Source organism: Pseudomonas sp. EB271-G4-1, assembly GCF_058791355.1.
Map to the genome: position 1 here is coordinate 1 of NZ_JBYTEO010000092.1, position 20,339 is coordinate 20,339.

The 20,339-nt window shown below is 60.9% G+C and carries 27 protein-coding genes; 9 read left to right on the forward strand and 18 right to left on the reverse strand.

Annotated features, from left to right (window positions below; translation table 11 throughout):
* Positions 1-117 precede the first annotated feature (117 nt).
* A complete protein-coding gene (gene mtgA / locus AC3WWR_RS28570) occupies positions 118-840 on the reverse strand; it encodes a monofunctional biosynthetic peptidoglycan transglycosylase (RefSeq protein WP_033043036.1) in 723 nt (240 codons plus the stop codon).
* Between the two features lie 74 nt (positions 841-914).
* Here mtgA and AC3WWR_RS28575 point away from each other — a divergent pair, with 74 nt between their 5' ends.
* From AC3WWR_RS28575 to trmB, 4 genes are all read left to right on the forward strand, one after another.
* Positions 915-1,295: a DUF423 domain-containing protein gene (locus AC3WWR_RS28575; RefSeq protein WP_020797364.1), complete on the forward strand. Its 381-nt coding sequence runs from the start codon at positions 915-917 to the stop codon at positions 1,293-1,295.
* A gap of 71 nt (positions 1,296-1,366) precedes the next feature.
* Positions 1,367-1,567: a sulfur carrier protein ThiS gene (thiS, locus tag AC3WWR_RS28580; protein WP_007953386.1), complete on the forward strand. Its 201-nt coding sequence runs from the start codon at positions 1,367-1,369 to the stop codon at positions 1,565-1,567.
* Positions 1,568-1,627: 60 nt separating this feature from the next.
* Positions 1,628-2,422, forward strand: a complete 795-nt coding sequence (locus tag AC3WWR_RS28585) for a thiazole synthase (RefSeq protein ID WP_020797366.1) — start codon at positions 1,628-1,630, stop codon at positions 2,420-2,422.
* Positions 2,423-2,431: 9 nt separating this feature from the next.
* Positions 2,432-3,157: a tRNA (guanosine(46)-N7)-methyltransferase TrmB gene (trmB, locus tag AC3WWR_RS28590; RefSeq protein ID WP_083349857.1), complete on the forward strand. Its 726-nt coding sequence runs from the start codon at positions 2,432-2,434 to the stop codon at positions 3,155-3,157.
* A 141-nt stretch (positions 3,158-3,298) separates the two neighbouring features.
* On the opposite strand, the gene AC3WWR_RS28595 is transcribed toward trmB, so the two are convergent.
* The 9 genes from AC3WWR_RS28595 to AC3WWR_RS28635 form a co-directional block, all read right to left on the reverse strand.
* On the reverse strand, positions 3,299-3,622 hold the full coding sequence (locus AC3WWR_RS28595) for a DUF3392 domain-containing protein (protein ID WP_020797368.1): 324 nt from the start codon (positions 3,620-3,622) through the stop codon (positions 3,299-3,301).
* 9 nt (positions 3,623-3,631) lie between these two features.
* Complete coding sequence (gene hemW, locus AC3WWR_RS28600) at positions 3,632-4,837, reverse strand: radical SAM family heme chaperone HemW (RefSeq protein ID WP_033043030.1); 1,206 nt, start codon at positions 4,835-4,837, stop codon at positions 3,632-3,634.
* Positions 4,834-5,430, reverse strand: coding sequence for an RdgB/HAM1 family non-canonical purine NTP pyrophosphatase (rdgB, locus tag AC3WWR_RS28605; protein ID WP_033043028.1), 597 nt, complete (start codon positions 5,428-5,430; stop codon positions 4,834-4,836). The genes hemW and rdgB overlap by 4 nt, the downstream gene beginning before the upstream one ends.
* Positions 5,427-5,861, reverse strand: coding sequence for a DUF4426 domain-containing protein (locus tag AC3WWR_RS28610; protein WP_033043027.1), 435 nt, complete (start codon positions 5,859-5,861; stop codon positions 5,427-5,429). The genes rdgB and AC3WWR_RS28610 overlap by 4 nt, the downstream gene beginning before the upstream one ends.
* A 26-nt stretch (positions 5,862-5,887) precedes the next feature.
* Positions 5,888-6,508 carry a methionine biosynthesis protein MetW gene (gene metW, locus AC3WWR_RS28615; protein WP_008063505.1) on the reverse strand — a complete coding sequence of 207 codons (621 nt, stop codon included), beginning with the start codon at positions 6,506-6,508 and terminating at the stop codon, positions 5,888-5,890.
* A 7-nt stretch (positions 6,509-6,515) separates the two neighbouring features.
* The gene (gene metX / locus AC3WWR_RS28620; RefSeq protein WP_020797372.1) at positions 6,516-7,655 is read right to left on the reverse strand and encodes a homoserine O-succinyltransferase MetX; all 1,140 of its coding nucleotides are present in this window, start codon (positions 7,653-7,655) and stop codon (positions 6,516-6,518) included.
* A gap of 201 nt (positions 7,656-7,856) precedes the next feature.
* On the reverse strand, positions 7,857-8,444 hold the full coding sequence (locus AC3WWR_RS28625) for a YggT family protein (RefSeq protein WP_020797373.1): 588 nt from the start codon (positions 8,442-8,444) through the stop codon (positions 7,857-7,859).
* A 24-nt stretch (positions 8,445-8,468) separates the two neighbouring features.
* Positions 8,469-9,287, reverse strand: coding sequence for a pyrroline-5-carboxylate reductase (proC, locus tag AC3WWR_RS28630; protein WP_492599262.1), 819 nt, complete (start codon positions 9,285-9,287; stop codon positions 8,469-8,471).
* A 21-nt stretch (positions 9,288-9,308) separates the two neighbouring features.
* Positions 9,309-9,995, reverse strand: coding sequence for a YggS family pyridoxal phosphate-dependent enzyme (locus tag AC3WWR_RS28635; protein WP_020797375.1), 687 nt, complete (start codon positions 9,993-9,995; stop codon positions 9,309-9,311).
* A 56-nt stretch (positions 9,996-10,051) separates the two neighbouring features.
* Between AC3WWR_RS28635 and AC3WWR_RS28640 the strand changes: the two genes are divergently transcribed.
* Positions 10,052-11,086 carry a type IV pilus twitching motility protein PilT gene (locus AC3WWR_RS28640; RefSeq protein ID WP_020797376.1) on the forward strand — a complete coding sequence of 345 codons (1,035 nt, stop codon included), beginning with the start codon at positions 10,052-10,054 and terminating at the stop codon, positions 11,084-11,086.
* 105 nt (positions 11,087-11,191) lie between these two features.
* Here the strand turns inward: AC3WWR_RS28640 and AC3WWR_RS28645 are convergent, their stop codons facing one another.
* Positions 11,192-11,809 carry a C40 family peptidase gene (locus tag AC3WWR_RS28645; RefSeq protein WP_020797377.1) on the reverse strand — a complete coding sequence of 206 codons (618 nt, stop codon included), beginning with the start codon at positions 11,807-11,809 and terminating at the stop codon, positions 11,192-11,194.
* Between the two features lie 249 nt (positions 11,810-12,058).
* On the opposite strand from AC3WWR_RS28645, the gene AC3WWR_RS28650 reads away from it, so the two are divergent.
* The gene (locus AC3WWR_RS28650) at positions 12,059-12,490 is read left to right on the forward strand and encodes an NINE protein (RefSeq protein WP_042955345.1); all 432 of its coding nucleotides are present in this window, start codon (positions 12,059-12,061) and stop codon (positions 12,488-12,490) included.
* Positions 12,491-12,573: 83 nt separating this feature from the next.
* Here the strand turns inward: AC3WWR_RS28650 and AC3WWR_RS28655 are convergent, their stop codons facing one another.
* From AC3WWR_RS28655 to gshB, 7 genes are all read right to left on the reverse strand, one after another.
* Positions 12,574-13,845 (reverse strand): dihydroorotase, encoded by a 1,272-nt coding sequence (locus AC3WWR_RS28655; protein WP_020797379.1) that lies wholly within the window; start codon positions 13,843-13,845, stop codon positions 12,574-12,576.
* Positions 13,842-14,846, reverse strand: coding sequence for an aspartate carbamoyltransferase catalytic subunit (locus AC3WWR_RS28660; RefSeq protein ID WP_020797380.1), 1,005 nt, complete (start codon positions 14,844-14,846; stop codon positions 13,842-13,844). The genes AC3WWR_RS28655 and AC3WWR_RS28660 overlap by 4 nt, the downstream gene beginning before the upstream one ends.
* 27 nt (positions 14,847-14,873) lie before the next feature.
* A complete protein-coding gene (gene pyrR, locus AC3WWR_RS28665; RefSeq protein WP_020797381.1) occupies positions 14,874-15,377 on the reverse strand; it encodes a bifunctional pyr operon transcriptional regulator/uracil phosphoribosyltransferase PyrR in 504 nt (167 codons plus the stop codon).
* Between the two features lie 86 nt (positions 15,378-15,463).
* A complete protein-coding gene (ruvX, locus tag AC3WWR_RS28670) occupies positions 15,464-15,901 on the reverse strand; it encodes a Holliday junction resolvase RuvX (RefSeq protein WP_020797382.1) in 438 nt (145 codons plus the stop codon).
* Positions 15,901-16,473, reverse strand: a complete 573-nt coding sequence (locus AC3WWR_RS28675; protein WP_008063482.1) for a YqgE/AlgH family protein — start codon at positions 16,471-16,473, stop codon at positions 15,901-15,903. The genes ruvX and AC3WWR_RS28675 overlap by 1 nt, the downstream gene beginning before the upstream one ends.
* Before the next feature lie 135 nt (positions 16,474-16,608).
* The gene (locus AC3WWR_RS28680; RefSeq protein WP_020797383.1) at positions 16,609-17,508 is read right to left on the reverse strand and encodes an energy transducer TonB; all 900 of its coding nucleotides are present in this window, start codon (positions 17,506-17,508) and stop codon (positions 16,609-16,611) included.
* Between the two features lie 64 nt (positions 17,509-17,572).
* On the reverse strand, positions 17,573-18,526 hold the full coding sequence (gene gshB / locus AC3WWR_RS28685; RefSeq protein ID WP_020797384.1) for a glutathione synthase: 954 nt from the start codon (positions 18,524-18,526) through the stop codon (positions 17,573-17,575).
* 343 nt (positions 18,527-18,869) lie between these two features.
* On the opposite strand from gshB, the gene pilG reads away from it, so the two are divergent.
* Genes pilG through AC3WWR_RS28700 form a run of 3 tightly spaced genes read left to right on the forward strand, consistent with a single transcriptional unit; the run spans position 18,870 to position 20,241 of the window.
* Complete coding sequence (gene pilG, locus AC3WWR_RS28690) at positions 18,870-19,274, forward strand: twitching motility response regulator PilG (RefSeq protein WP_020797386.1); 405 nt, start codon at positions 18,870-18,872, stop codon at positions 19,272-19,274.
* Between the two features lie 57 nt (positions 19,275-19,331).
* Entirely contained in the window at positions 19,332-19,697 is a 366-nt protein-coding gene (pilH, locus tag AC3WWR_RS28695) for a twitching motility response regulator PilH (protein ID WP_007897961.1), read from the forward strand.
* 10 nt (positions 19,698-19,707) lie between these two features.
* On the forward strand, positions 19,708-20,241 hold the full coding sequence (locus AC3WWR_RS28700; protein WP_432668697.1) for a chemotaxis protein CheW: 534 nt from the start codon (positions 19,708-19,710) through the stop codon (positions 20,239-20,241).
* Positions 20,242-20,339 lie beyond the last annotated feature (98 nt).

Below are 20,339 nucleotides of genomic sequence, written 5' to 3' on the forward strand. Positions count from 1 at the left end.
CCCCCCCCCCCCCCCCCCCCCCCCCCCCCCCCACCCCCCCCCCCCCCCCCCCCCCCCCCCCCCCCCCCCCCCCCCCCACAGTGGGGGGGCATCAGTGTCCGGAAAAATCGTGATCGTCTATTGTTCCCAAGGTGCCCGACGCGAATCATTGAGCCCCACCAGGTAGCTGTCTCCACCCAACTGACTCATCTGCCGCCGAATCCAGCCCGCACGCCGTGCCACGTAAGCGGTTGGATGGCTGGCACTCCATACTCGCGGATTCGGTAATACGGCCGCCAGCAAGCTCGATTGCTGGCGACTGAGACCTTTTGCGCTGGTGCCAAAGTGGTGTCTGGCCGCCGCCTCTGCCCCAAACACCCCGTCATCCCACTCGACGCTGTTGAGGTACACCTCAAGAATCCGCTGCTTGGGCCAGAACACTTCGATCAACCCGGTAAACCAGGCTTCCAGGCCTTTGCGCAGCCAACTGCGGCCGGACCACAGGAACAGGTTTTTCGACACCTGCTGGCTCAGGGTGCTGGCACCCCGGATGGTGCCGCCGAGCTCGTTGTGGGCCAGTGCTTTCTGGATCGCGCCGAAGTCAAAGCCCCAATGCTCGGGAAATTTCTGGTCCTCACCGGCAATCACCGCGACTTTAAGGTCGTCGGAGATTTCATCCCAAGGTTTCCAGGTACGTTGCAGGTCGATGGGCTCGCCATCGAACCAGGATTCGATCTTGCGCTCGACCATCAGCATTGTCCCGGGCGGCGGCACCACGCGGAAAATCAGCACCAACACTACACTGGCACCCATGAACCAGAGCACGGCCTTGGCGAAACGACGGAAATAGATACGCAGCATAGAGATGGCTTGGCCGAACCCGTTGAGCGGGCCATTATACAGACCCTGTGGATCGAGACTGACTGGAGTTCTTCATGCTGCGTGGCTTTTTGATGCTGGCCGCTTTTTTCGGCTTCACCGGTGTCGGTCTCGGGGCGTTTGCCGCCCACGGCCTGAAAAACCGCCTGAGCGCCGAATACCTGGCAATTTTCCATACCGGCGTCACCTATCAACTGGTGCACACCCTGGCATTGCTGGGCGTGGCGTTGCTGGCTACGCAGATTCCGGGTCGCCTCGTTACCTGGGCCGGCGCATCCTTTGCCATCGGTATTGTGCTGTTCTCCGGCAGCCTGTACGTGCTGACGCTGACGGGAGTCAGCAAGCTGGGCATCATCACCCCGTTCGGTGGCCTGGCGTTCCTGATCGGCTGGCTTTGCCTGGGCCTTGCCGCCTGGCGCTTGCCGTTGACCGCTTGACGCTTGTTGCTGACCTTTAGGTCATGATCGGGCTAGAATGCCAGCCCCAAAAAATGATGGCGGCATTCGACATGCGCATTCAGTTGAACGGCGAATCCTTTGAACTGCCCGACGGTGAAACCGTTGCGGCCCTGCTGACCCGTCTGGACCTGACCGGACGCCGGGTGGCGGTCGAACTCAATCTGGATATCGTCCCGCGCAGCCAGCATGCCGATACCACGCTCAACGACGGTGACAATGTCGAAGTCGTGCACGCCATCGGCGGCGGCTAGTCGCCCGGCCTGCAAGGGCACAGAATTCTGCAAGACCCTCACCCTTAAAGAGGATTCCCCATGAGCATCGTTCGCAGCGACAAGCCTTTTGTTCTGGCCGGTCGTACTTACCAGTCGCGTTTGCTGGTGGGTACCGGCAAGTACCGTGACATGGAAGAAACCCGTCAGGCCATCGAGGCCTCGGGTGCCGAGATCGTCACCTTCGCCGTGCGCCGCACCAACCTGGGCCAGATTGAAGGCGAGCCGAACCTGCTCGAAGTGCTGTCGCCGGATCGCTATACCTTCCTGCCAAACACCGCCGGTTGCTACGACGCCATCGAAGCCGTGCGCACCTGCCGTCTGGCCCGTGAGCTGCTCGACGGCCACAATCTGGTCAAGCTGGAAGTGCTGGCCGACCAGAAAACCCTGTTCCCCAACGTGATCGAAACCCTCAAGGCCGCCGAAACGCTGGTCAAGGAAGGCTTCGACGTGATGGTCTACACCAGCGACGACCCGATCATCGCCCGTCAACTGGCGGAAATCGGCTGCATCGCGGTGATGCCGCTGGCCGGCCTGATCGGTTCTGGCCTGGGGATCTGCAACCCGTACAACCTGCAGATCATCCTCGAAGAAGCAAAAATCCCGGTGCTGGTGGATGCCGGTGTCGGTACCGCTTCCGACGCCACTATCGCCATGGAACTGGGCTGCGATGCGGTGCTGATGAACTCGGCCATCGCTCACGCCCAGCAGCCGATCATGATGGCCGAAGCCATGAAACACGCGATCGTCGCAGGCCGCCTGGCCTACCTCGCCGGCCGCATGCCGAAAAAACTCTATGCCAGCGCCTCTTCGCCGCTGGATGGTCTGATCAAGTAAGAGCCTTTGATGACTGAATCGAACGACACGCCAATCCAGACGGAAGAAGGCGACGAGCGCCAACACCGCCGCATCAAGAGTTTCGTGATGCGCGCCGGGCGCATGACCGAAGGCCAGCAACGTGGCCTGGACCAGGGTGCGCCGCTGTTCGTGCTGCCCCTGGCCGACGCGCCGGTGGACTTCGACCAGGTGTTCGGTCGCTCGGCACCGCGTTCGCTGGAGATCGGCTTCGGCATGGGACATTCGCTGCTGGAAATGGCCGCGGCTTCGCCGGAGCAGGATTTCATCGGCGTCGAGGTTCACCGTCCAGGTGTTGGCGCGCTGCTCAATGGCGTATTGACCCAGGGTTTGACCAACCTGCGGGTCTACGATTGCGATGCCATCGAAGTGCTCAACCGCTGCGTGGCCGATAACAGCCTTGATCGCCTGATGCTGTTTTTCCCGGACCCATGGCACAAGAGCCGTCACCACAAGCGTCGTATCGTCCAGGCGTCCTTCGCCGAACTGGTGCGTAGCAAGTTGAAGGTCGGCGGTATCCTGCACATGGCCACCGACTGGGAACCGTACGCCGAGTACATGCTGGAAGTGATGAACGTCGCACCGGGTTACCGCAACCTCGCCGAAGACGGCAAGTGCGTGCCACGCCCGGCCGAGCGCCCGATCACCAAGTTCGAACGCCGTGGCGAACGTCTTGGGCATGGCGTGTGGGATCTGAAGTTCGAAAAGCAGTCCTGATCGACTGAGTCTGTACTGATCGTTCCCACGCTCTGCGTGGGAATGCAGCCTGGGACGCTCTGCGTCCCCTCTAAAGCCGAACGCGGAGCGTCCGTTGAGGCATTCCCACGCAGAGCGTGGGAACGATCAATGACCAGGGAGTCAGCGGCGGTCGGCGACTACGCCGATAAGCACCAGCACCACCAGCAACACCGGCGCCAGGCTGTAATTGTTGAATTGGCTCAAGCCCTTGACGATCCACGGCGTGGCGTAGATCAGCGCCGCACCGCTACCCACCATGCACAGCAACGACATCAGTGGTACGCGCAAGGCGCCGGCGATGCTGCCCAGGCGTTGCTCGACCCAGCCTTTGAAATCCGCACCGAACAGCACCAGCAGGCAACCTACCAGGGCGAGGGCGATTTCCGAGAGATTGCTGCGGCTCCAGCGAGACGCGGTGGCGAGCAGGTCGAGTACCAAATCCATTCGATTTCCTTATGTCAGAAATTTCTGCAGCAAGTCGTTGAGGAAGAGTTGTCCGCGCTCGGTAGCCGCCAGACGTGACGGTTCGACCTGCAACAGGCCGCTTTGTTCGGCTTCGCGACGGCTTTCGGTGAGGCTTTCCAGGGTCATTCCAGTGCGTTCCGGATAAAGCCGCGCCTCGACACCTGCGGTCAGGCGCAGGGCGTTCATCAGGAACTCAAACGGCATTTCTTCATTGCTCAACGCTTTTTCGCCAGCCTGGAAGCGCTTTTTCGGGTTCAGGTAGTCCTTCGGCAGGCGGGTCTTCCAGGTGCGGATAATGCGTCCGTCCGGATGGCTGAGCTTGCCGTGGGCACCGGCACCTATGCCGATGAAGTCGCCAAAGCTCCAGTAATTGAGGTTATGCCGCGCCGGGCGACCCGGCTGGGCATAAGCCGAGACTTCATACTGCGCGTAACCGTGTTCAGCCAACAGCGCCTGCCCGGCTTCCTGGATATCCCATAGGGTGTCGTCTTCCGGCAGCGTCGGGGGCTGGTTCCAGAATACGGTGTTCGGCTCCAGGGTCAGCTGATACCAGGAGAGGTGGGTCGGCTTCAGGGCGATGGCTTGGCGCAAGTCGCTCAGGGCGTCTTCCAGCGATTGATCGGGCAAGCCATGCATCAAGTCAAGGTTGAAGTTATCGAACCCCGCTTGACGAGCCATGCCGGCGGCGCGTACGGCCTCATCACCGTTGTGGATACGACCCAAGGCATTGAGTTTTTCTTGCTGGAAACTCTGGATGCCAATCGACAGGCGATTGATGCCCAGCGCTCGGTAGGCGATGAACTTCTCTTGTTCGAAGGTCCCCGGATTGGCTTCCAGAGTGATCTCGATGTCGCTGGCAAAGGCAATGCGTTGCTCCACGCCTTTGAGCAGGCGACCTAAGGCCTGGGCACTGAACAGGCTGGGCGTGCCGCCACCGAAAAAGATCGAGCTCAGCTCACGGCCGTAGACAGCGTGCAGGTCCTGATCGAGGTCAGCCAGTAATGCGTCGACATACTCTTCTTCCGGGAGCACGGGGCTGGCGGTGTGGGAGTTGAAGTCGCAATAAGGGCATTTACGTACGCACCACGGGATGTGGATGTACAGCGCCAAGGGCGGCAGCACAGGCAGGGCGGCCCGAGGCGATTGCGCGGCGCCGCCGAAGATCAACGACGACGCGGAGGATTCACGGGTCATTTCAAGCCCAGTCGCTGGCGCAGCAGATCCATTGCACGGGCGCGGTGGCTGATCTGGTTCTTGTCGCCCGGACTGAGCTCGGCGCTGGAGCAATCACGCTCCGGCACCCAGAACAACGGGTCGTAGCCGAAACCGTGTTCGCCGCTGGCCTGGGTCAGGATGCGTCCGTGCCACAGGCCTTCGCAGAGAATCGGCAGCGGATCGTCGGCATGCCGCACCAGCGCAAGCACGCAGACGAACTGGGCGCCACGTTCAGCTTCAGGCACGTCTTTCAACACATCGAGCAGCTTGGCGTTGTTCGCCGCATCGCCCTTGCCATCGGCATAACGCGCCGAGTAGATGCCTGGCGCACCGCCAAGGAAATCCACCGCCAGCCCGGAATCGTCCGCCAGGGCCGGCAGGCCGGAAATGCGCGCGGCATTGCGGGCCTTGAGGATGGCGTTCTCGACGAACGACAGACCGGTTTCTTCAGGCTCCACGCTGCTGAACTCGCCGATCGAACGCAGTTGCACCGATTCGCCGAGCATGGCCTGGAGTTCCTTGAGTTTGCCGGCGTTATGGCTGGCCAATACGAGTTGCGTGAAGTTGATCATTCGCCGGGGAAGAGCTCTTGGTTGAAATTGATGGTGTTGATTTTGTCACCGGTCTGCACCTTGATCTCGAAGGTGCGGGTTTCCTGCTGCGGGACCGGGTATTGGGCGATGTAGTAGATCGCGCCTTGCTCGGTAATCTGCTTGAAGTTCAGTGGCACGCTTTGGCTGGTCAGGTCCTTGACCGTGCCGCTGACTTGAGCCATCTGCGGCTTGCCGTCCTTGAGCACGGAAACGTTGATCACGCCCTGGTTCTTGCTACGGGTTAGCTCCGCGGCCTTGGCGATGTCCGGCGTCAGGAACGTGGAGTTGAAGGTGTTGTAGTGCACTGTCACGTCGCCGAATTTTTCCTGGCGATCACCTTTGATCGCATCGGCGGCCATGGCCGTGAAGCTCAGGCAAGCAGTAAGAAGAAGCAGCGCTAGACGACCCATGATCGTTCTCCTCGAAATGTGGTGATTCAGACTGCAACCTTGTGGTCTGCAAGCCCCGGGCTGCTGACGCGGTATATACCGATCTCACCTAACAGATTAGGCCAAAGCTTACTGGCCCACCCGTGCCGATGCTGTTGATCCACTGCCAGCCGATCAATGACCTTGGCTTCACGTTCGAGACACAAGGCTTCAAAGTCGGCGAAGGTGCAGAAGTGGATGTTCGGCGTGTTGTACCAGGTGTAGGGCAGGAACTCGGAAACCGGCATCCGGCCCTTGCTCGCCAAGTACCAGCGGCAGCGCCAGTGACCAAAATTCGGGAACGTGATGATGCACTGGCGACCGACGCGCAGCATTTCGTCGAGGATCTTGTCCGGGTAGTGCACCGCTTGCAGCGCCTGGGTCATGACCACGATGTCGAAGCTGTTGCTGGCGAAGTTGCCCAGGCCCTTGTCCAGGTCCTGCTCGATGACGTTGATGCCCTTGGCCACGCACTCGGCAATATTGTCCGCGTCGTTTTCCAGGCCATAGCCGGTGACCTGTTTGTTGTCGCGCAGCCAGGTCAGCAGTTCGCCGTTGCCGCAACCGAGGTCGAGCACGCGGCTGCCCGCGGGGATCCATTCCTGGATGATTTCCAGATCAGCTCTCATGGCTATCTCACAACGTAATGCGGTTCATGTAATTGCCGAACGCCTGCAAGTAGCGCGGAATCGGAATCAGGAAGGCGTCGTGGCCTTGCGGCGCGTCGATTTCCAGGTAGCAGACGTCCTTGCGTGCGGCCATCAGTGCGTCCACCAGTTCCCGCGAACGGGCAGGGGAGAAACGCCAGTCGGTGGTGAACGACATCACGCAGAACTTGGCGGTGGCGTTGGCGAAGGTTTTCGCCAGGTCATCGTCGAAGTTGGCCGCCGGATCGAAGTAGTCCAGGGCCTTGGTCATCAACAGGTAAGTGTTGGCGTCGAAACGCCCGGAAAACTCCTCACCCTGATAGCGCAGGTAGCTTTCCACCTGGAACTCGACGCTGTGGAAATCGTAGTTGAGCTTCTCGCTTTTCAGGCCGCGCCCGAATTTCTCGCCCATGGAGTCGTCGGACAGGTAGGTGATGTGCCCAACCATGCGCGCCAGCATCAGCCCGCGCTTGGGGATCACGCCTCGTTCCTGGAACGAACCGCCGTGGAACTCCGGATCGGTGAGGATTGCCTGGCGTGCTACTTCGTTGAAGGCGATATTTTGCGCCGACAGCTTGGGTGCCGAGGCGATGGCCAGGCAGTGGCGGATGCGATCAGGGTAGGTGATGCTCCATTGCATCGCCTGCATGCCGCCGAGGCTGCCGCCGATCACAGCGGCGAATTGCGCGATGCCCAGCCGGTCCGCCAGGCGTGCCTGGCTGTGCACCCAATCTTCAACGGTTAGCACCGGGAAATCGGCACCGAACGGCTTGCCTGTCTCCGGGTTGATGCTGCTCGGGCCGGTGGAGCCATTGCAGCCGCCGAGGTTGTTCAGGCTGACCACGAAGAACTTGTTGGTGTCGATGGGCTTGCCGGGGCCGATGCAGCTGTCCCACCAACCGGGTTTACGGTCGTCGGGGCTGTGATAGCCGGCGGCATGGTGGTGGCCGGACAAGGCGTGGCAGATCAGCACGGCGTTGCTCGCCGTGGCGTTCAGGGTGCCGTAGGTCTCGTAGACCAGGTCATAGGCCGCGAGCGAACGGCCGCAGGCCAACGCCAGGGGTTCGCTGAAGTGCGCCACTTGCGGCGTCACCAGACCAACAGAATCGGGGGGAAAGGCAGCTGGCATCGACCCTGCTCTCGTTGAAATGAGGCGTAAGTCTAAAGACCGCTGCCCATAGCAGCAAGCGACTAGCCGAGATGATCGTTCCCACGCTCTGCGTGGGAATGCAGCCCGTGACGCTCCGCGTCACATCCAGAGCCGGACGCGGAGCGTCCGTTGAGGCATTCCCACGCAGAGCGTGGGAACGATCACCGTCGTGCAGCAGGATCAGATCAGGCCAAACAGTTCTTTTGGCATCAGCGCGTAGTAAGCCAGGCGCGGAATCAGCCAGCTCTGCAGCAACTGCAGTGCGATGAAGGCGAAGATCGGCGAGATGTCGAGGCCGCCCAGGTTCGGAATGATCCGGCGGAACGGCGCGAGCACCGGTTCAGTGATCTGCTGGACCAGTTCTGCGCCTGGATTGTGGCTTCCCGGAGCGACCCAGGACAGAATCACGCTGATGATCATTGCCCAGAACAGGATCTTCAAAAACAGCGCGAAGATGCCGATCAGCGCCCAGGGGGCCAGGAACAGTACATCGACCGAGTAACCACTGAGCAGCAGGATGACCGCGAACAGCACCATTTGCACGATCAGGGCCAGCACCAGCGAGGACATGTCCAGCCCGAACATGCTCGGGATAACCCGGCGCAGCGGCTTTAGCAGGGGTTGCGTGGCCTTGACGGCGAATTGGCAGAGCGGGTTGTAGAAGTTCGCCCGCACCAATTGCAGGATGAAACGCAGCAACACGATCAAAAGATACAGGCTGCCCAAGGTCTGGATCACAAAAATGGCAGCGTCATTGAGTCCGAGCATTGTTGATTCCTTATTAAGTGCTGATTAGCGACCGAGTTGCTCAGCCATCTCGGCCGAACGATGCGCGGCGGCGCCCAGGGCTTTTTCGACCAGTGCTTCGAAGCCATTGGCCTGGAACGATTTGATCGCGGCTTCGGTCGTGCCGGCAGGCGAAGTGACGCGGCGACGCAGCTCGGCGGCGTCTACGTCGCTGGACACCGCCATGTGGGCGGCGCCCAAGGCGGTTTGCAGGGTCAGTTGCGCGGCGATGTCTGCCGGCAGGCCGAGTTTCACGCCGGCGGCGGTCATGGCTTCGATCAGCAGGAAAAAGTACGCAGGGCCCGAGCCGGAAACGGCGGTGACCGCATCCAGCTGTTGTTCCTCGTCCAGCCACAGGGCAACACCAACCGCCGATAGCAGCTCTTGAGCTTGCTGGCGCTGTTCGGCGGTCACCTGATTGGTGGCGAACAGGCCGCTCACGCCCTGACGCAGCAGCGCCGGCGTGTTGGGCATGCAGCGCACGATCGGCTGGGCGCCGAGCCAGTTGTTCATGCTGGCGCAGGTGATGCCGGCGGCAATCGATACCACCAGTTGCCCGGGTTTCAGGCTTGGGCGAAGGGCTTCACAGACAGCCTTCATCGCCTGGGGCTTGACCGCCAGCACGACCACATCGGCGCCCTCGATGGCCTGGGCATTGTCGGCGAATACTTCGATGCCGTGTTCGGCGCTCACGCGGGCACGGGTTTCTTCTCCCGGATCGCTGGCGCGGATCTGCGCCGGTTCCAGGCCTTTGGCCCGCAGGCCGCCGATCAGGCTGGCGGCCATGTTGCCGGCACCGATAAAGGCAATACGTGTCTTGCTCATGTCAGGTCCTTATAAAGAGGGTCAAGGTTGACCGTAATCTCTGGCGCCAAACAGGGCCGTACCGACACGGACCCAAGTGGCACCTTGGGCGATAGCTGACTCAAGGTCGTGGCTCATCCCCATGGAAAGTGTGTCGAGTGGCAAGTTCAGGCTGGCCTGCAAGCTTTGCACGGCAGCAAAAGCGGCATCCTGGGCAGCACGATCTTCGGTCGGTTCGGGAATTGCCATCAGCCCGCGCAACTTCAGGCGCGGCAAGGCGCTGATGGCATTGGCCAAGGCCGGCAGGTCCTCCGGTGTGCAGCCGGACTTGCTGGCTTCACCGCTGACGTTGACCTGGATGCAGATGTTCAAGGGCGGCAGATCGGCGGGGCGTTGTTCGGACAGGCGTTGCGCAATTTTCAGGCGATCCACGGAATGCACCCAGGCGAAGTGCTCGGCGATTGCGCGAGTCTTGTTCGATTGAATGGGGCCGATGAAGTGCCAGATCAAGGGCAGGTCGGTCAGTTCCGCCTGCTTGCCCAATGCCTCCTGCAGGTAGTTCTCGCCAAAATCGCGCAGGCCCGCGGCATAGGCTTCACGCAGCGCCTGGGCGGGTTTGGTCTTGCTGACGGCCAGCAACTGGACGCTGTTTTCATCGCGGTGGGCGGCGAGGGCGGCGGCACGAATACGTGAACCAACCCGTTCAATGTTGTCTGCTATCGTGGACATTCAAGAGGCGCCAGCGGTCTGAGGTTGGCGGCATTCTACTGGAATTGAGGGGTGCTATGGATATCACTGAGTTGCTGGCGTTCAGCGCCAAACAAGGCGCATCCGACCTGCATTTGTCGGCAGGCCTGCCGCCAATGATCCGTGTCGATGGCGATGTGCGGCGCATCAACTTGCCGGCCCTGGAGCACAAGGAGGTGCAGGCACTGATCTACGACATCATGAACGACACCCAGCGGGTGGCCTTTGAGAAGCACCTGGAAACCGACTTTTCCTTTGAGGTGCCCGGCGTCGCGCGATTCCGGGTCAATGCCTTCAATCAGAGTCGAGGCGCTGGAGCGGTTTTCCGCACGATCCCGTCCAGGGTCCAGAGTATGGAAGAGCTGGGCATGGGCGAGGTGTTCCGCAAGATGACCGACGCGCCGCGTGGCCTGGTCCTGGTGACAGGGCCGACGGGGTCCGGCAAGTCCACCACCTTGGCAGCGATGATCGATTATCTTAACAACCACCGCCATCACCACATCCTCACTATCGAAGACCCTATCGAGTTCGTTCACGAATCGCGCAAATGCCTGATCAATCAGCGTGAAGTTCATCGTGATACCCGCAGTTTCGCCACCGCCTTGCGTTCGGCCCTGCGCGAAGACCCGGACGTGATCCTGGTGGGGGAAATGCGTGACCTGGAAACCATCCGCCTGGCATTGACCGCCGCCGAGACTGGCCATTTGGTGTTCGGCACGCTGCACACGACCTCGGCGGCGAAAACCATCGACCGGATCATCGACGTGTTCCCCGGGGACGAGAAGTCGATGGTGCGTTCGATGCTTTCCGAGTCATTGCTGGCGGTGGTGTCCCAGACCCTGGTCAAGAAGATCGGGGGAGGGCGGGTCGCAGCCCACGAGATCATGCTCGGGACATCGGCAATCCGTAACCTGATCCGTGAAGACAAGGTGGCACAGATGTATTCGTCGATTCAGGCGGGCGGGTCGCTGGGGATGCAGACGCTGGATATGGGCCTGAGGGACCTGGTGACCAAGGGCTTGGTCAGTCGCGAGCAGGCGCGGGAGAAGGCGCGGTCGCCGGATAATTTCTGATGGCGTTTAAAGCAAAAGATCGCAGCCTGCGGCAGCTCCTACAGGGAAACGCGAGTCCCTGTGTAGGAGCTGCCGCAGGCTGCGATCTTTTGATCTTGCTTCAGGTTAGCGCTGAACAACCTGCAACGCTTTCTGGTCTTTCGGCAGAACCCGCTTGGCCACGACGTAGTGTTTTTCCCAGTACGGTTTCTTCAGGGTGTCGATGCTCACCGACTTGCCACGGCGTGGCGCGTGGATGAAGCGGTCGTTGCCCAAATAGATGGCAACGTGATTGACTCGACGACTCTTGATGTTGAAGAAAATCAGGTCGCCGGGCTTCAAGTCGTTGCGATCGACTTTCTCGCCGTGGCCGCTGGCCATGGCATTGGAGGTGCGTGGCAGGTCAAACGTGGCGTCGTTGAACGCGTATTTCACCAGGCCGCTGCAGTCGAAGCCTTTGCTCGGGCTGCTGCCGCCCCAACGGTACGGTGTACCCAGGACGTTAACGGCGCGGCTCAGCACGTTGCTGCTTTCCCGGGTCGCCATTGGCGGCACCAGGCTGCTCTTGCTGGCCAGCTGTGGAGCCAGCTTTACCGATTTCTTGCTTTTGCTCGAAGGAGCAGCCGCATGGGATTTTGGGGTGTAACCATTAACGTTCGGAAGACGTTGCTCACGATTGGTGGCGTGGGCGGCCAGTGGCAATAATAGGCAAATGGTTAGCCATGTCTTGAAAAATGGACGCATTAGGCAGGGCTCGTATGTGTTAGCGCGCAACTTTATAACAGCTTTTTTTGGCATTCTGAGGCCGTTGGTCGATTCCATCGGGGTCTAACGGAACCAAATAAGCGGTAAATTGACGCGATTGTCCGACAGAAGTCAGGTGCTATAAGGGTTTGGCGAGAGTGACGGTAGCATTTGCCATACGTCGGCTGCTCGTAAAAAAGTCACAAAGATTTAAAGAATATTTATCTATCGCGTGAATCGAGGTCATCCATGAACACCTATCAACCCCCCGTCCCGCATCAGGACACGCACAGCAAGGTGATTGGTTACCTGCTGTGGATTTTTGGATTTACCGGTGCCCATCGCTTTTATTACGGCAAGCCGGTGACCGGGACGATCTGGTTCTTCACCTTCGGTTTGCTGGGGATTGGCTGGTTGATCGACCTGTTCCTGATTCCGGCCATGGACCGTGAAGCAGACCTGCGATTTACTGCTGGACCGATTGAATACAACGTGGCGTGGATTCTGCTGACGTTTCTTGGGGTGTTCGGCGTGCACCGGATGTATCAGGGGAAGTGGATCAGCGGGTTGCTGTACCTGGTGACGGGTGGGTTGTTCTTTCTGGGGGTGTTGTATGACTTCTGGACGCTGAATGACCAGGTGTCCATTCGCAACGCGCAGAACAGAGGCGCCTTCCAGTAAGTCTTCGCGAGCAGGCTCGCTCCCACAGGATTGATGCGGTCCTTGTGGGAGCGAGCCTGCTCGCGAATGCAGGCGACGCGGTTTTAAGCCTGGTGGCTGATCCGGCCATCCACCAGGGTGTAGCGCACCACACCCGGGAGGCTGTGGCCAATGAATGGGCAGTTCTCGCCTTTGGACAGCCAGGTCTCCCCGGCCACGGTCGAGGCTGCAGGGTCGAATAGCACGATATCCGCTGCGCCGCCCACCGCCAGCTTGCCCGCTGGCAGGCGCAAGGCCTCCGCAGGGCCGGCACTGAGTCGCGCCAGCAGCGTCGGCAGGTCGAGCAAGCCGTCTTCCACCAGTGTCATCGCCAGCGGCAGCAGCAGTTCCACACTGCTGATGCCGGGCTCGGTAGCCCCGAACGGTGCCAGTTTGGCGTCCCGTTCGTGGGGTTGGTGATGGCTGGAAATGGCCGAGACCACGCCGGACTTCACGGCTGCGCGCAAACCCTCACGGTCGGCGCGGGTGCGCAGCGGCGGCTGCACGTGATAGAGGCTGCTGAAATCGATCAACGCTTCGTCGGTCAGTATCAACTGGTACAGGGCGACATCCGCCGTGACCTTCAGGCCGCGTTGTTGGGCTTGGGCGATCAGCGCTACACCACGTGCGCTGGTCAGCTGGCTGAAATGCGCACGCACGCCCGTCTGTTCGACCAGCAGCAAGTCCCTGGCGAGGGCCACGGTTTCAGCGGTTTCCGGAATGCCCGGCAGGCCGAGGAAGCTCGCGGTCGGTCCTTCATGAGCCAGGCCGCCTTCCGCCAGGTCGTGGTCCTGGGAGTTGAAGATCACCGTGAGATCGAAGGTGGCCGCGTAATCCAGTGCCCGGCACAAGGTGCGGGTGTTGCGGAAGCTCTCCAGGCCGTTGCCGAAGGCCACGCAGCCGGCATCGCGCAAGGCAACCAGCTCTGCAAGCTGTTCGCCGTCCAGGCCTTTGCTCAGTGCGCCGATCGGGAACACTTTAGCGTTACCGGCTTCGCGGGCGCGGTCGAGGATCAGCTCGGCCACGGCCGAGGTGTCCAGCACCGGTTTGGTCTTTGGCGGGCAGCACAGGCTGGTCACGCCACCGGCAGCGGCGGCGCGGGTTTCGCTGGTAATCGAACCTTTGCGGCTGTAGCCCGGTTCACGCAGGGCGACATTGAGGTCGACCAGGCCAGGGGCGGCCACCAGGCCTTTGGCATCGAGGGTGTCGACAGCGACAAAACCGGCTGGGGCGGCGCCAATGGCGACGATCTTGCAGGCTTCAATGTGGATATCGGTGACTTGATCCAGGCCGCTGGCCGGATCGATGACGCGGGCCCCGAGAATGCTGAGCTTCACTGAACGTTCTCCTGCTCGAATTGGCGTTGCGCAGTCTGACCGCTCATGGCCATGGACAGGACGGCCATGCGAATCGCGATGCCGTAGGTCACTTGGTTGAGGATCACCGAGTGTGGACCGTCGGCTACCGCCGATTCGATTTCCACCCCTCGGTTGATCGGCCCCGGGTGCATGACGATGGCATCGGGTTTGGCGCCAGCCAGGCGCGCGGTGGTCAGGCCGAACAGGCGGTAGAACTCGCCCTCGCTCGGCAGTAGGCCGCCGGTCATACGCTCACGCTGCAGGCGCAGCATGATCACCACGTCGACGTCTTTGAGGCCTTCGGTCATGTCGGTGTAGACCTTCACGCCGTATTGCTCGATGCCGATCGGCAGCAGGGTCTTCGGCGCAATCACGCGGATGTCCGGGCAACCCAGGGTTTTCAGGGCCAGCATGTTCGAGCGTGCAACCCGCGAGTGCAGGATGTCGCCGACGATGGCCACCGAAAGGTTTTCGAAGCCGCCCTTGTGCCGGCGGATGGTGAGCATGTCGAGCATGCCCTGGGTCGGGTGAGCGTGACGGCCGTCGCCGCCGTTGATGATCGCCACCTGTGGGCAAACATGTTCGGCGATGAAGTGTGCAGCGCCGGAATCACCGTGGCGCACGACGAACATGTCGGCGGCCATGGCCTCCAGGTTGCGCAGCGTGTCGAGCAGGGTTTCGCCCTTGCTTGCCGACGATGTCGACACGTTCAGGGTGATCACGTCCGCCGACAGCCGTTGCGCCGCCAGTTCGAAGGTGGTGCGGGTGCGGGTGGAGTTTTCGAAGAATACGTTGCACACGGTCTTGCCGCGCAGCAACGGGACTTTCTTCACTGCCCGTGCGCCAACTTCGAGGAACGAGTCGGCGGTGTCGAGGATTTCCGTCAGCAGCTCGCGGCGCAAACCGTCGAGCGAGAGGAAGTGGCGCAGCTGGCCCTGATCATTGAGCTGCAGCGGGCGCTTGGTATCTAGAGGCGTCATCGCGAGGGGGACTCTCAATAGGGCGAATTAAAGGGCGAGGTCTTGCAGTTCGAGCTTGAGTTCCGGCCCCGACAGTTTCACCCGCTCGTGGGCTGCCAGGGACAAGGTCGCGCCCAGTACGTTGGGGCGGATCGGCAGTTCACCGGCATCCAGGTCCAGCAGGCATACCAGGGTCACGCTGGCCGGGCGGCCGTAGTCAAACAGTTCGTTCAGGGCGGCGCGGATGGTCCGCCCGCTCATCAACACGTCGTCGATCAGCACCAGGTGTTGGCCTTCGATCTCAAACGGCAGGGCCGACGGCCGCACTTGCGGGTGCAGGCCGTTCTGGCTGAAGTCGTCGCGGTAGAAGGACACGTCCAGTGTGCCAAGCGGTTCGGCGCTGCCCAGCTCCTTGAGCAGGGCCTGGGCAACCCACACGCCACCGGTACGAATGCCGATGTAGCGCGGTTCGCTGATGCCACGGTGTTCCAGGTGTGCCTTGAGATCAGTCGCCATCTGGCTGATCAGTTCGGCGGGATTGGGCAGGCTCATGGTTGCTCCTTCTTGGGCCCGAGCCGGATCGTTGCGGGAGGTGGCTCGGGTTGTAGCTAAAAGAGACGGGTGACGGCTCTTCAGGATTAGGATTGGAACAATGCGCTGTTCTCGTCGAGCCAGCCTTGCAGCAGCAGGGCGGCGGCGATGGCATCCACCGGGTTATCGCGGTAGCTGCCTTTCTGTCCGCCCCGGGCCAGGCGTTCGCCCTTGGCTTCGAAGGTGGTCAGGCGTTCATCGTGGGTATAGAAGGGCAGGTTGAAGCGACCGTTCAGGCGTCGGGCGAATTTTTCCGCGCGGGCGCACATGTCGCTGGGTGTGCCGTCCATGTTCAGCGGCAGGCCGACCACCACGGCGTCGGGTTTCCACTCCTTGATCAGCGCTTCTACCTGATCCCAGTCGGGAATACCATTTTGTGCCTTCAAGGTGCACAGCTCGCGGGCCTGGCCGGTAATGACCTGGCCAACCGCAACGCCGATCTGCTTGGTGCCGTAGTCGAATCCCAGAATCAACCGCAGGGCCATCAGGCGTGCCCCGCCTGGCTGGTGAGCAGGCTGAGATTGACGCCCAGGTGCTTGGCTGCCGCTTCCAGGCGCAGCTCGCTGCTGGTGTTGAACAGGATGTCGGCGTCGTACGGGCAAGTCAGCCAGGCGTTCTGGGCCAGTTCGGCCTCCAGTTGCCCGGCTTCCCATCCGGCATAACCCAGCGTGATAACGCTTTTCGCCGGGCCGACGCCATCGGCAATGGCGAACAGCACGTCCTGGGAGGTGGACAGGGACAGCTCGCCTTCCAGATCAACGGTCGCTTGAAAACTCTGGCCCTTGGGGTGCAGGACAAAACCACGATCGGTCTGTACCGGACCGCCGATGAAGATCGGCACGTGCTGGCAGAGCGCGGGCGGCTCGATGTCCGGACGCAATTGCTCGAGGATATCGGCCAGGTTGAGGTCCTGCGGACGGTTGACCACCAGCCCCATGGCACCATTGGCCGTGTGCTCGACGATGTAGGTCAAGGTGTGCGCAAAGTTCGGGTCGACCATGTGAGGCATGGCGATCAGGAAGTGATGCTTGAGGTAGCTGGGGCTGACGTTTTTCATGAACGCTAGTGTGGCGTTGGAGGGACGAACTGACAAGCCGAAGCACGTCAAAAGATCGCAGCCTGCGGCAGCTCCTACAGGGAAATGCATTCCACATGTAGGAGCTGCCGCAGGCTGCGATCTTTTGATCTTCAATTAATTACTGGAGAGTCGGTCCCCGCGTGCAAATTTCCACGTGCGGATGATTTCCAGGCGATCGATGTCCGACAGGTCCCCGGTAAAGGGGGCGAACGGCGCTGCCAGGCGCACGATGCGCTGGGCCGCCTGGTCCAGCAGCGGTTGTCCGGACGACTCCAGTACCAGCACCTCATACAGCGAGCCATCGCGGTTGATCGAGACCATCAGGCGCAAGTTGCCGTAGATCTGCTTGCGCCGGGCTTCGTCAGGGTAATTGAGGTTGCCGATGCGCTCGACTTTTTTACGCCACTCGTCTTTATACCAGGCGCCCTTGTCGCGCATGGTCGAGGCGGCGCTCAGGCGGTGGATGCGCGGGCGCTTGGCGTACAACTGTTGTTCTTGGGCCAGTTCGGCTTCGAGGCTGGCGATGTCGCTGGACAGCTGTTCGCTGTCGAATGTCGGTGCCGCCACCACAGGTTTGGTGACGGGCTTGGGCTCCTCCGTTTTTGTCGGGGCTTTCTTTGGCTTGGGTGCGACGGTGGTCACGGCTGCCTTGGGCGGGGCGTCCTTCTGTTCTGGCTTGGCGGCGGGCGGTGGCGTGACTTTTTGTACCTTGTTGTCCTGGAAAGGCGCGATCTCGGTGGTCTTGGGGATGGCCTTCTTGTCCAGGGTGCCGCTGCCTTGCTGGTTTTCCTGGGCGAGGAAGTCAGCCTTTTCCGGTTTCTTTTCGCTTTTGAAGGTGGCGAGGGTGATTTCCAGGGTTTTGCTGATCTGCTTGGGCTCGACCATTGTGAAACCGACACCCAGCAGTAATGCCAGGTGGATCAGCGCCGCCAGGAACAGGGTAAAACCGAGGCGATCGGCCGGGCGCACGCCGTGGTGGGCGAGTTCGGGGGGCAGATCGGACGGGAGGGTCATGACAAGGAAACCAACATCGCGTTTTCACAGGCCGCGCATGATAACGCAATGTTGGTTTGGCTTATCAACGGGCCTTGAGCTTCTGATCGATGGCATCCATCAACATGCCGCCAATATCGGTGCCGAAGGCATTGTCGATTTCGCGAATGCAGGTCGGGCTGGTGACGTTGATTTCGGTCAGGTGCTCGCCGATCACATCGAGGCCGACGAACAGCAGGCCTTTTTCGCGCAGGGTCGGACCGACTTGCGCCGCAATCCAGCGATCCTTCTCGGTCAATGGACGGGCTTCGCCGCGGCCACCGGCTGCAAGGTTGCCACGGGTTTCGCCGGCAGCAGGAATGCGCGCCAGGCAGTAGTCCACCGGCTCGCCGTCGATCATCAGGATGCGTTTGTCGCCATCGACGATGGCCGGCAGGTAGCCCTGGATCATGATTTGCTGCTGGCCGTGCAGGGTCAGGGTTTCGAGGATCACCGACAGGTTCGGGTGGCCGGCGGTGTGGCGGAAGATCGAGGATCCGCCCATGCCGTCGAGTGGCTTGAGAATCACATCGCCATGATGGTCGGCGAATTCACGCAATACGTCAGGGCGACGGCTGACGATAGTCGGAGGCGTGCACTGCGGAAACAGCGTGGCGAACAGTTTTTCGTTGCAGTCACGCAGGCTTTGCGGCTTGTTGACCACCAGTACGCCAGCATTCTCGGCCTGTTCCAGCAAATAGGTGGTATAGACGAATTCCATGTCGAAAGGCGGATCCTTGCGCATCAGGATCACGTCCAGGTCGCTCAGCAGGTTGTCCTGCTCGGCTTCCAGCTCGAACCATTTTTCCGGGTTGGCGAACACTTTCAGCGGGCGCATCCGCGCCCGTGCCTGGCCTTCGGCCTGGTACAGGTCGCGCTGCTCCATGTAGAACAGTTCCCAGCCGCGTTTCTGTGCAGCCAGCAGCATGGCCAGCGAGCTATCCTTTTTATAGGAGATGCTGGCAATAGGATCCATGACAATCCCGACACGAACGCTCATGGGTTATTCCTCGAAATTGGGGGGCTATGGCGACCTTGTAGGAGCGAGCATGCTCGCGATGGACTTCAGAACGCCGCGCTCATCCAGCCAGTACGCGTCATCGTTGACGACCATCGCGGGCATGCTCGCTCCTACAAAGGACCGTATAAAAGTGGCGTCAGAGTGGCGCTGAGTGTGTTCCCGGTCAAGGAAAAACCACTGCCGGGGCCGGCCGATAGATTGGATTTGGAGACTGTGCTAAAAAGGCTGCCATGTCGTGCCGGCCCTTGAACATCAAGGGTTTTGAGTCCTCGACGCCCCGCAGATGGACAAATAGATTCCTAAAGGCGACGGTAGAGCAACTATGGAACAGCAACCCAGCGCCTTGAAGGTCATGGTGATCGACGATTCGAAGACGATTCGCCGCACCGCCGAAACACTGCTCAAGAATGTGGGTTGTGAGGTCATCACGGCCATCGACGGGTTCGATGCGTTGGCCAAGATCGTCGATCACCACCCCGGCATCATCTTTGTCGACATCATGATGCCGCGCCTGGATGGCTATCAGACCTGCGCGTTAATCAAGAACAACAGTGCATTCAAGTGCACGCCAGTGATTATGCTGTCGTCCAAGGACGGGCTGTTCGACAAGGCCAAGGGGCGCATTGTCGGCTCCGACCAGTTTTTGACCAAGCCTTTCAGCAAGGAAGAGCTGCTGAGCGCGATCCAGGCCCATGTTCCGGGCTTTGCCGCTGTTTTGCCGCAGTAAGACACCTACAGTGACGCTCGGCCATTGGGCCCTGCGCCGACAAGAATGGGGAAGACCATGGCACGTATCCTGATCGTCGATGATTCGCCGACCGAAATGTACAAATTGACCGGCATGCTGGAGAAGCACGGTCATGAAGTATTGAAAGCCGAAAACGGCGCAGACGGCGTGGCGCTGGCCCGCCAGGAAAAACCCGACGCAGTGCTGATGGACATCGTCATGCCCGGACTCAATGGCTTCCAGGCGACTCGCCAGTTGACCAAAGATCCGGAAACCGGGCACATCCCGGTGATTATCATCACCACCAAGGATCAGGAAACCGACAAGGTCTGGGGTACGCGCCAAGGGGCCAAGGACTACCTGACCAAGCCGGTTGACGAAGATACCCTGATCAAGACCTTGAACAACGTGCTGGCCGGTTGATCACAGGGCCATGAGCGAATCACTGACCGCCTTCGAACTGCTATTGCAGATCGACCGGCGTTGTCGCTTGCTGGCGGCGGACTTGCCGTCCCAGCCCGCCCGCCAGGACAGCTGGAGCGGCATCGGTTTTCGCTTGGGCGAACAGTGGTACGTCGCGCCCATGGGCGAAATCGGTGAAGTGTTGCACGAGCCGCGTTTTACGCTGGTGCCGGGGGTCAAGTCCTGGGTAAAGGGCGTGGCCAATCTGCGCGGGCGTTTGTTGCCGATCATTGATTTGTGCGGTTTTTTTGGCCTGGAAATCTCGGCGACGCGCAAGCAGCGGCGCGTATTGGTGGTGGAACATGACGAGGTGTTTGCCGGGTTGCTGGTCGATGAAGTCTTCGGCTTGCAGCACTTTGCCCGCGACAGTCTGCAGCCAATAGACGCACCGGGCGGCCCGATCGCACCGTTCATCACCGGCCGGTTTCAGCGCGAGCAGAGCTGGCAGGTGTTGAGCCTCTTTACGCTGGCGCGGTCGCAGGGGTTCATGAATGTTGCCGTTTAAATGGAACGACACAGTTCTAAATGTGGGAGCGGGGGGGGGGGGGGGGGGGGGGGGGGGGGGGGGGGGGGGGGGGGGGGGGGGGGGGGGGGGGGGGGGGG